Source organism: Pedobacter sp. 01N416 (assembly GCF_056399685.1).
On record NZ_JBFTRT010000114.1, the window covers coordinates 1 to 10680 of the forward strand.

Consider the following 10680-nt stretch of genomic DNA (forward strand, 5'->3'; position numbering starts at 1 on the left):
CTTTCTAAATTGCCATGGGTGTGCTGTTTTTTAACAATGCGATAAAGCCTTTTGGTAAAACGACGGTCGCCAATTTCTTCTAAAAAGGGGAAAATAATCAACGCCAATAAAACCACAATGGTTACCCCTATAGCCTGTTCGTAATAACCAGAGCCTACGGCCATTCCAATTGCAGCAACAATCCAGATGATACAAGCCGTGGTGAKCCCTTTAACGCGGTTTTCTTCCTTGAAAATTACCCCAGCGCCTAAAAACCCGATTCCAGTAACAATATTAGAGGCAATGCGGTCTTGACTGGTTGGTCCGATTTTGATAGACAGAATGGTAAATAGGGTAGCACCCAAACCAATCATCATCATGGTTTTGAGTCCGGCAGATTTACTTCTGTATTCGCGTTCTGCTCCGATTATGCCACAAAGCAGGGTAGCCAATAGAAATTTATTGATTTCACTTTGTGTAATGAAATGGTTTTGGTCTATGATCTCGTTCATCGCCTTGAATTATCAAAGGCAAATTAATAAAAATCGTAACATCTTAGGCCATTTGCCCTGCCACCATTCGAACTATTTGGAAAATATTTTTCATAACCCACGCCAATTTCGGATGTTCCGCTGGTGTTGGTGTAGTTGATTTTAGAGGTTGTAGCATCATGGCTGATGCCTAGCCTGAATTTTTCGCCGTTTGTTCTGCGGTTAAAAATATCGAAGATTACAGAAAAAACAATCGCATCATTTCCATTCGAATTGCCATCGTTGCGATACCATATACCTGCATTTATGCCCGCATATTTATATTGCATGCCCGCACTGAACGATTTCACATTGCCCTGTTTGTAGGCAACAATGGATGGGATGAGGTAATTCCCATCGCGATCGTACTCATCTGGCACCAAGGTTAACTTGTAACTTAAATTGCCTGAGATACGCATCGGCAATTTGGCCTGAAAACCTGATAAGGATTCATCCGGACGGTTAAGATGATGTACTGCTAATCCCATCATGAATTTCCCCACTACGAGGTTGGCACCTGCATTGGAATCGAAATAATACCGACTATCTACACTTGGCCTTTCGGCGCCAGAAATACTACCAGGAATATATCCTGTATTGATATCGATCTGATCGCCAAAAACAAGTTTATCCCAGTTTAGCTTTTGGTTAGTGATGCCTCCCTGTAAGCCAAATGATAAGGCAAAATCGTCTCCACCGATGATATAGGAATAGCTTAGGGCAATATTGTTCTTTACCAGGTAAGCAGTACCCTCGCTGCTGCGGTTAAAAATTAGGCCAATGCCGCTGTTTAATCTCCGTAGATTGAGGTCGCCAGAAGCACTCATGTACGAAAAATCACTGGCTAACCCTGTCCATTGGTTGCGGTATAAGGCATTAAACCTGATGTCGCCCTCAAACTGACCTGTTAAAGCGGGATTTAAGTAAATCGGCGCATTGTAAAACTGCGAATAAATGTGGTCCTGTGCCAACGAAACCATCGGCAGCAACCAAAACACAAATAATATTATCCCTCTCCTCATCATCTTATTAAATATATTACGCCCGTTTTCTTTGGTGGAGATGAATCGTAAGTCATCCCTTTCCAATCGCTGCCATTAATAAATTTTATATCTACTTTCCAGTAATAAACACCTTGCGGTTGTTCCTGTCCTTTATAAGTACCGTCCCAGCCCTCCAGCGGTGCGTTATCGTCCAATTTAGTCGTTTCCCAAAGTAACTGTCCCCATTTGTTAAAAACAGACATCTGCCACTCTTTTATACCGCGGCCTTTTGCTTTAAAGATTTTTATCTCGTTTTTCGCACTTGCGGGCATAAATGAATTGGGGATATTTAAGTAACCCGGTACACCAATAATCCGCACCGATTGGAAGGTGCTTGAAGAACAACCTTCTTTGTTCAGCACTTTCAGGGTTACATTATAAGTGCCTTCATTGGCATAGGTATGGTTTGGGTCTTGCAGGGTTGATCCCGACCCATCACCAAAAGTCCATTCCCAGCTTACGGCATCGGTACTGATATCCTTAAAGGCAAATGAATAGTTGGGAATGGATACTTCATTGCCAGGACTAACAGTGAATGTAGCGATTGGTGGGGCAACAACATGGATAAAATCGGCTATGGTAGTGCTGTTTGTACAGCCGAGTGCATTGGTTGCCATTAAGGTAACGGTATAATTTTTCCCTGGACCATTAAAAGTATGCATAGGCTCTATAGCGTTCGATGTTGGTGATCCATCTCCAAAATCCCAAACATAACCAATAGCACCTGTACTGATGTTTTTAAACTTTACGGTAACACCATCACAGCCACTTGTCTTATCTGATGTGAAACTCACAGAAGGTTGTGGCAAAACTTCAACAGTTTCGATTGTTGAAGCATTAGAACAGTTGTTTGATGCGTATAAGGTAATGGTATATTTTCCAGGTTGGGTAAATGTATGTGATATGGTTTCAGGTGCAGTATGGGTTACTGTAGTGCTTCCATCGCCAAAATCGTAAACAAAAGTGCTGGCACCTTTGGTATTGTTAAAGAAATCGACTTTTAAAGGTGCACAACCTTTAAGTTGGTTGCTGTTTACTACCAATTCTGGCGTAATGTCATTAGGCGAAACGTGGATAGAATATTGAGATTCATTGCTTCCGCATTCATTGGTTGCGGTCATTTTTACAATGTAATCTCTCACAGCCAAAGTGGTATAAGTATGGCTTACACTATTTTTATCTGTAACGGTTAAAGGTGCTGAACCATCACCAAAATCGTAGGTATAGCTGGTATAATTTCCAGGGGAAGTATTGCTAAAGGTAACAGGGAGAGGGGAGCAGCCTGTTGTTTTATCTGGAGAAAAAACGGAAACCGGCTTTGCTTTTACTAATACGGTTGAGGTTTGCGTGGTGGTGCCACAAGCGGTTGTGGCCTTTAAAGTAACGTTATAAGTAAGATCTTTTCCTGTTGGGTCTGGCTGGTAGGTAACCGCTGGCGGTTGAGCCAAATTTGAAGTGGTGCCATTTCCAAAATCCCAGTTAAAGGTAGCTGCTGTTAGTGAATTGGAAGTATTGCTAAAAACAACGTTTAAAGGTCCGCAGTCGGATGTTGTATTTTGTGTATAGGTGGCGGTTACATTTTGTATTGTGCTAAAAGTATGACTGGTTTCATCGTTATTACAGCCCAGGCTGCTAGTTACGACCAATTTGATAATAACAGTTTCGTTATCTGTTGCAATGGTATAGCCAGGAAAGGTAATTCCTGTACCAATCTGTACGCCATTGGCAAACCAGGTGTAAGTATTGTTGCGGTCTGTATAAGGTGTAGCCGATATATTGGTTGGCGTTAAAACAAAGGGTGAACAACCTTTATCTGTATTAAAAACTAATTCTGCCTTAGCATGTGGATTAACTGTTATCTTAATCTGGTTACTTAAATTGTTGCTGCAAGCACCGCTAGCTACCGATCGACGATAATAAATGCTTACGATTGGTGTTGGAGGTGTAAAGCTTACACTGTTTGCGCCCAATACATCGCTCCAGGCTGTTCCATTTAAGCTCGATTGCCATTGGTACACGTAAGTTCCGCTACCACCACTCGGCGTAGTACCTGTTAAAGTTGCAGCAACTGTGCCGATACAAATGTTTTGATCGGCAGAAATGGTATTGTTGGTTAGGCCTGGTAAAACGATAATCTGTAGCGAATTACTAATTGAAGTACAGATGGTACTGTTCACTAATCTTCTGAAATAAGTTGAGGAGCTTACAATTAGGCTTAAGTCTTTGTTGATGGCCGAAGGAATATTGCTCCAGGTATTTCCATCGGTACTGCTCTGCCATTGGTAGGCAAATGTTCCCGTTCCGCCAGTAGGCGTATCGCCTGTAATGGCGATGCTTTGGCCTGCACAAACTGGTGCTGATGATGCACTAATATTATTGGTAACAGGTGAGTAATAAGTAACCGTTACATCATCTACGGATGGGGGGCAGCCGTTAAAACCAGAAATGGTCCACCTGAAGGTGTAAGTTTGCCCTGGTACCAAACCAGTAACCGTGGTGTTGTACAGTGTAGGGTCGGTTATGGTAAGGCCAGCTTGTGATGATATTAAAGTCCACGCACCGCTGTTGGGTGAAGGATTGTTCCCATTTAAGGTAATGCCATTTCCACTGCACAAGTTTTGATCTGCGCCTGCATTTGCCGCAACGGTACCCGGATTTACTGTGATGGTAGTTGAGGTTGATATGGCTTCTGCACAGCTACCACTTTGTACTATTGCGCGGTACTGTGTGCTTATAGTGAGGTTAGAAAATACATATGGATTTGCTGTTGAGGTAACGGTAGACCAGTTTACCCCGTTGTTGATAGATCTTTCCCAACGGATAATGTTTCCAACTTGGCCTGTTAAACTGATGTTTCCGCTATTTGCACCTGCACATACATTCACATCTCCAGCGGTTGTGCCGCCAACACTGAGCGGGTTAACGGTGACCTGAACATCATCACTGGATGCAGAACAGTTGGTGTCGCTTATTGTCCATCTAAAGGTATAAGTATTTCCGRCCTGTAAACCAGCAATTGTTGTATTGCCCTGTGTGTCATCAGCAAAAGTTACAGCTGTTGGTGCGCTAACGATCGTCCACTTGCCTGTGCCAACTACTGGCGTATTTCCTTTTAAGGTGTAAGTGCTGGCATTGCAGATCGCTTCATCCGGACCAGCATTTGGCAGTGTTACACTTGGCAAAACCGTAATGGTAATGCTGGCTGGCGCGCCTGGGCAACCATTTGTAGATACAGGCGTAATGGTATAAGTTACTGTACCTGGAGTGGTGCCAGAATTGGTTAAAATATCGTTGATCTGCGTTCCTGCCGATGCTACCGTTCTATTGCTATTTCCGGTTATTACTCCGGTTATCACGCTGACATAAGTATAGTTTACGCCTGTTAGGTTTGTTGTTAAGGTTATGGCTGATGAAGTGGCATTACAGATGGTTGTACTGCCTGCAGTTGGTGTGACAATAGGATTAGGTTTGATGGTAACCACTAAATTAAATGGCGTTCCATCGCAGCCATCAAAATGAGGAGTGATGATATAAGTTACGCTTGCATCGGCATTAAGATCGCTATTGGTGAGGATATCGTTAATTGGGCCGCTTCCGTTGGCGGTATAGCCAGTTGCAGATGGAGTTCCGGTAGCAGCGGTCCAGGTGTAGGTTACGCCTGCTACTGCAGAGGTGGGAGTGTATGCAACGCTATTACCTGTACAGATGGTTTTAGCCACTGCGCTTGTTAAACTGATATTGGGTTTTATTTTAAGAATGATATCATCATCAATCTGATTGCAGGGGGCGGCGAGTGCGGTGGTAACCCTTAACCTCAAAGTAACCGTACCAGTTGTTTTTTCGGCTGCGGTTGGCGTGTAGGTTGCGTTTAAATCATTTCTGTTGGGTGTAAATGTTCCCGCCCCGCCAATCCAGGTTTGTGTTGTGGTGGCTCCGGTTATGGTTCCGTTAAGTGTAAAACTGGGGTCGTTAAAACAGATATTTTGGTCTGGCCCCGCACTAATCACTGGTGCTGTACTGAAGGTTAGAATTTGGGTATCGGTTGCGGTGCCGCAATTATTTTTGTGCACAACAGTTACGGTATAAGTATCGTAGCTATCGAATTTTATCGATGGATATTTAGAGTTGGCGGTTGTACCACCGGTAAAGCTATAGGTGCCCGATCCTGATGGTGAAACTGTCCAGGTATAGCTATCGGGTAAATCTTTTGTCGTGCCAGTAATTAATGTTTGGGTTGGCCCTGTTGTGGTATTGTTAAAATCGTAAGTAGCCAGATTACATAGGGTAATATCAGGCGATAGTGTAGCTACAGGCCCCACATTAACCACAACAGTTTGTGGTAGGCTGATAATTACACCGCATGACGGTGTGCTGATGCTTAAGGTAATAGTATAGGTGCCAGGACTGGTAAAATTGAACTCCGGTTCTTTGCTTGCGGCATTTGTACCACCAACAAAGCCCACCGCTGGGCTAACTGACCATGAATAATTATTGGCTGCATTGCAGGTATTGTCTAAAACAGAAAGGTCGGTAGCTTTTAAAGTTGTTCCAGAGCAAATGGTAGTTGAAGGTAGACTAAAATCAGGCTTTGGCGGATCTTGGATGCAGATTTTCATTTCTACCGGATCGGCATCGCACTCGCCTGTAATATTTTTAGATTCTAACCTAATAGTATACTCTCCATGCGTTGGAAATTTGTATACAAAATTGTATGATTTGGGCTTGTCAACCTCTTTAATCACACCATCAACATACCAGTTATAGGTTACATTATTTGGGGTACAGGCTGCAGTATTGGTGTTTGGGTTTTCGCCTAAAACAGATGTATTAACAAACGTGATGTCGGCATTGGTACAACCCGGCGTATTGAAAGCAAACGAATTTATCGGTTTTACCACCACTTTAGCCGAAGAGGAAACGGGTGTACCCATTGTAGTACAGAAAGCGTTCGATACATTAATAGATACATCAAAAGCATTATAAATTGTGCCAGCACTTGAAGTAGAAACACTTCCGCAAGATGATCTGGTATATGCATGTGTAACCTTACCACCATTGGCAATAATCTCACAAAGTGTATAGGTTGAGGTAGTTTGATCGCCCCAGGTAATCGTATAAATATCTCCCGGAAAATTGTTTTGAATACCTGCGCTCGAACTAACATCTACGCTAAATGTTAAGGCGCCTAAGGGCAAACAAACCACTGTATTGCCCGAATTGGCAAAAGCTGTTATCGCTTTATTGTTAATCAGTAGATAAGCCTTGGTTGCAACCGAGCCATCCGGCATCACAGCTTTAGTGTAAATGGTATAATGTGTCTGCTGAGCATTAAAAGGTTGTATTGCTGTGGGGAAATTGATTAATGTTGGACTCCCTCCATTTACTTCGTCAGTTATGCTCGCGGTAACTGTACTGTTTGCTGTAGATGCATTTGTGAGGAAGAAAGAATTATTGGCCTTACTGGTGCAGGTACCAAAAGTTTCATCATTGGCCACATTTAACAATGTTGATGTTAATTTAGCCTCAACTGGTGGTCCCGTCTTTACTTCAAAAGCTGTTGATGGTGTGCTTGTGAATGCAGGAGCGGTAGATTTTATCCTAACCTGATAACCTGTACCAGGCGTAAGTGTTGCAGGAAGTTTACCATTTATGTAAGTACTATAGAAGCCGGTGTAACTGCCAATAAGTGTTTCGGCGCCAAAACTTCCATTCTGATCGGAAAGATATAACTGGAATTGGTTCCCTTGAGCGGCACAGCCTGCACTGATATTAAAAGGAACGGCAATAGTACTGCCTGGGGTAAAAGGGCCTGCATCAACTGAGCCTATGGTAATTTGGGCGAAAACATTTGACGTAAACAAAAATGTCCCAAAAAACAGGACAAAAGAAAGCCATTTCCTTTTACAACGAATCTTCATAAATCTCTAACACTAGGGAATGATTTTATTGCGTTCTGGAAGCGTTGTTAGTTAAACTTGCTTTAATCCAATCTCAGAAATGAGTATTCGACCTAAGACGCGTCAATAAATATTCGCTGCAAAGAACGTAATTTTTGCATGACAATCATAGAATTTTACACCAACATTAACTAAATGAATGGGTTATAGCTTAGGCAAAGTTTCGTTTTTGCTATAATAGAGCATAAAAAAACCCCCAAGGCCTTATACCTTGAGGGTGTATTTTTACACGAAATAGTTTCGCTATGAATGGTATTACATCATACCACCCATGCCACCGCCGCCCATTGGAGGCATTGGAGCACCACCTTCTTCAGGTTCGTCTGCTAAAACAACTTCAGTAGTTAATAACATCGCTGCAATAGACGCTGCATTTTCTAACGCTACACGGCTTACTTTAGTTGGATCGATAACACCAGCACCAATTAAGTTTTCGTAAACATCAGTACGTGCATTGTAACCGAAATCAGCTTTACCTTCTTTAACTTTTTGAACTACGATAGAACCTTCAATACCTGCGTTTTCGCAAATCTGACGTAATGGCTCTTCGATAGCACGACGGATGATCTGGATACCAGTGTTTTCATCTTCATTAGCACCTTTTAAATCCGCTAAAGCTTCAACTGCACGGATAAAAGCAACACCACCACCAGCAACGATACCTTCTTCTACAGCCGCACGGGTTGCATGTAAAGCATCATCAACACGGTCTTTTTTCTCTTTCATTTCAACCTCACTGGCTGCACCTACATAAAGAACGGCAACACCGCCAGCTAATTTAGCCAAACGCTCTTGTAATTTTTCTTTATCGTAATCAGATGTAGTCGTTTCGATCTGAGATTTAATTTGGCTAACACGCGATTTAATATCATCTGAGTTACCAGCACCGTTAATTACAGTTGTATTGTCTTTATCAACAACAACTTTCTCAGCAGAACCTAAATAAGTTAAATCAGCATTTTCTAATTTGTAACCTCTTTCTTCTGATACTACAATACCACCGGTTAAGATTGCGATGTCTTCTAACATTGCTTTTCTTCTATCACCAAAACCTGGAGCTTTAACAGCAACAACTTTTAACGAACCACGGATTTTGTTAACTACCAATGTTGCTAAAGCTTCGCCATCTAAATCTTCAGAAATGATAACCAATGGTTTGCCAGTTTGAACAGTTTTTTCTAAAACCGGTAACAATTCTTTCATGTTACTGATTTTTTTGTCATAGATTAAAATGTAAGGATTTTCTAATTCAGCTTCCATTTTATCTGCATTGGTAACAAAGTATGGAGATAAATAACCCCTGTCAAATTGCATACCTTCAACTGTTTTAACTTCAGTTTCGGTACCCTTTGCTTCTTCAACCGTAATTACACCATCTTTACCAACTTTGCTCATTGCCTCAGCAATTAACGAACCGATAACTTCGTCATTGTTAGCCGAGATAGAGGCAACTTGCTTAATTTTATTGTTATCATCACCAACTGCTTGTGATTGAGATTTTAAGTTTTCTACAACAGCAGCAACCGCTTTGTCAATACCACGTTTTAAATCCATTGGGTTTGCACCAGCAGCAACGTTTTTAATACCTGTAGTAATAATTGCCTGAGCCAATACAGTTGCAGTAGTAGTACCATCACCAGCAATATCAGCTGTTTTTGAAGCTACTTCTTTAACCATTTGAGCACCCATGTTCTCAACGGCATCTTTCAATTCGATTTCTTTTGCAACTGTAACACCATCTTTAGTGATTGCAGGTGAACCGAATTTTTTATCAATAATTACGTTACGTCCTTTTGGACCTAAAGTTACTTTTACTGCATTTGCAAGAATATCAACACCTCTTTTCAGGGCATCACGAGCTTCTACGTTATATTTTACTTGTTTTGACATTATTTTTTAAATTTTGAATGATTGTATGAGAGAATGATTGAGTTTGTGCTTTTTCATTCTAACATTATTATTTTATTTGTTGATTTATGCTGAATTCACTCATTTGAGGTATTCAGTCATTCAATCATTAATTTTTAYCCAACAACAGCGTAAATATCAGTTTCGCGCATAATTAAGTAATCTTTACCTTCGTAAGGGAATTCGGTACCACCGTATTTACCATAAATTACAACATCGCCAACTTTTACACTCGCTTTTTTACCTTCAGCATCTTCTTCAGAAACAGAAACTACAGTTCCTTTAGATGGTTTTTCTTTTGCAGTATCAGGGATATACAAACCTGATGCAGTTTTCTCTTCTGCCGCAGCCGGTTCAACTATTACTCTGTTCGAACTGCCAGCAATTGGTTTAAGGTTTAACGCCATAACTTTTATTATTTTTTTATTTTGATTTGAGTTTTTAACTAAGCTTACAATTAACACTTTTTATGCCAAGAGGTTTAGCGGGACAAATTTTCACCAAACTGTCAAACTTTTTACGCTAATTTAGAATGTGGGTGTCAGCATGGCAGTAAGTTTTGATTTTTTAGCCAGATTTATTGCATGTATATTCAGTGTTGACCACCGACCAACCTATATGATATTGGAGTTGTTAACTCTTGTTCGCTAAATTGGAACTTTCTCCGTTAAATATTTCCAATATCTTTTAGGTACATGCTGCAAATGCAGTTTGGTGTTTTTCCGCGCTACAATGTTGGCACTTTTAAAATAATCTTTCCAAAGGGTTGCGTACAATGCCTCACTTTCGTCCATTAAAACTGGCGCAAGATTTTGCTTATCTGCACCGTTGCTAAAGCTGATCGTAATTTCTTCAACGCTTGTTAAATTATAATGTAAGCCATATTTGCGCTTTAAATCGTAAATTACCCAAGGCTGATCGGCATAACGGTTTTTAAAATGATTGGATATTAAAGGCAGTACATTAAAATCAGGATCTATATTGGCATAAAATATCCCATCGCCAGTTTTTTGAAAACGGATAAATGCTTCCATCCTGTGTTTTTCCCTTTCTACGCTTTTGGCATATTTAGCCAGTGCAATTACATGTGGATTGCCATAATTACTTTCTGCACCCAATTGATTTTGAAAAATATATATGGTAAACTGAAAGAGGTGATTGTAAGCCTCTGGTATTTCTGATAAATAGGTGCAATAGTATTTGCGGTGCCAATCCTTTTTGAGTTTCTTTTGCAGCCCTGCCCAAACCCGATCTGCTTTTTCT

6 protein-coding genes are annotated in these 10680 nt (G+C 41.0%); all 6 read right to left on the bottom strand.

All coding sequences use genetic code 11. The features are described from left to right. Positions 1-491, bottom strand: a 491-nt coding sequence (locus tag AC1DND_RS08395; protein ID WP_477580730.1) for an MgtC/SapB family protein, incomplete at its 3' end; no start/stop codon positions are given. 23 nt (positions 492-514) lie between these two features. Further along, positions 515-1534, bottom strand: a complete 1020-nt coding sequence (locus tag AC1DND_RS08400; protein ID WP_477580732.1) for a PorP/SprF family type IX secretion system membrane protein — start codon at positions 1532-1534, stop codon at positions 515-517. Continuing rightward, complete coding sequence (locus tag AC1DND_RS08405) at positions 1531-7413, bottom strand: PKD domain-containing protein (protein ID WP_477580734.1); 5883 nt, start codon at positions 7411-7413, stop codon at positions 1531-1533. The genes AC1DND_RS08400 and AC1DND_RS08405 overlap by 4 nt, the downstream gene beginning before the upstream one ends. Positions 7414-7764: 351 nt before the next feature. Then, positions 7765-9399, bottom strand: coding sequence for a chaperonin GroEL (gene groL, locus AC1DND_RS08410; protein WP_477580735.1), 1635 nt, complete (start codon positions 9397-9399; stop codon positions 7765-7767). A 134-nt stretch (positions 9400-9533) separates the two neighbouring features. Further along, a complete protein-coding gene (locus AC1DND_RS08415; protein ID WP_010599229.1) occupies positions 9534-9824 on the bottom strand; it encodes a co-chaperone GroES in 291 nt (96 codons plus the stop codon). A 240-nt stretch (positions 9825-10064) separates the two neighbouring features. After that, positions 10065-10680 (bottom strand): TIGR03915 family putative DNA repair protein (locus AC1DND_RS08420; RefSeq protein ID WP_477580737.1); only part of this gene is annotated, 616 nt, incomplete at its 5' end.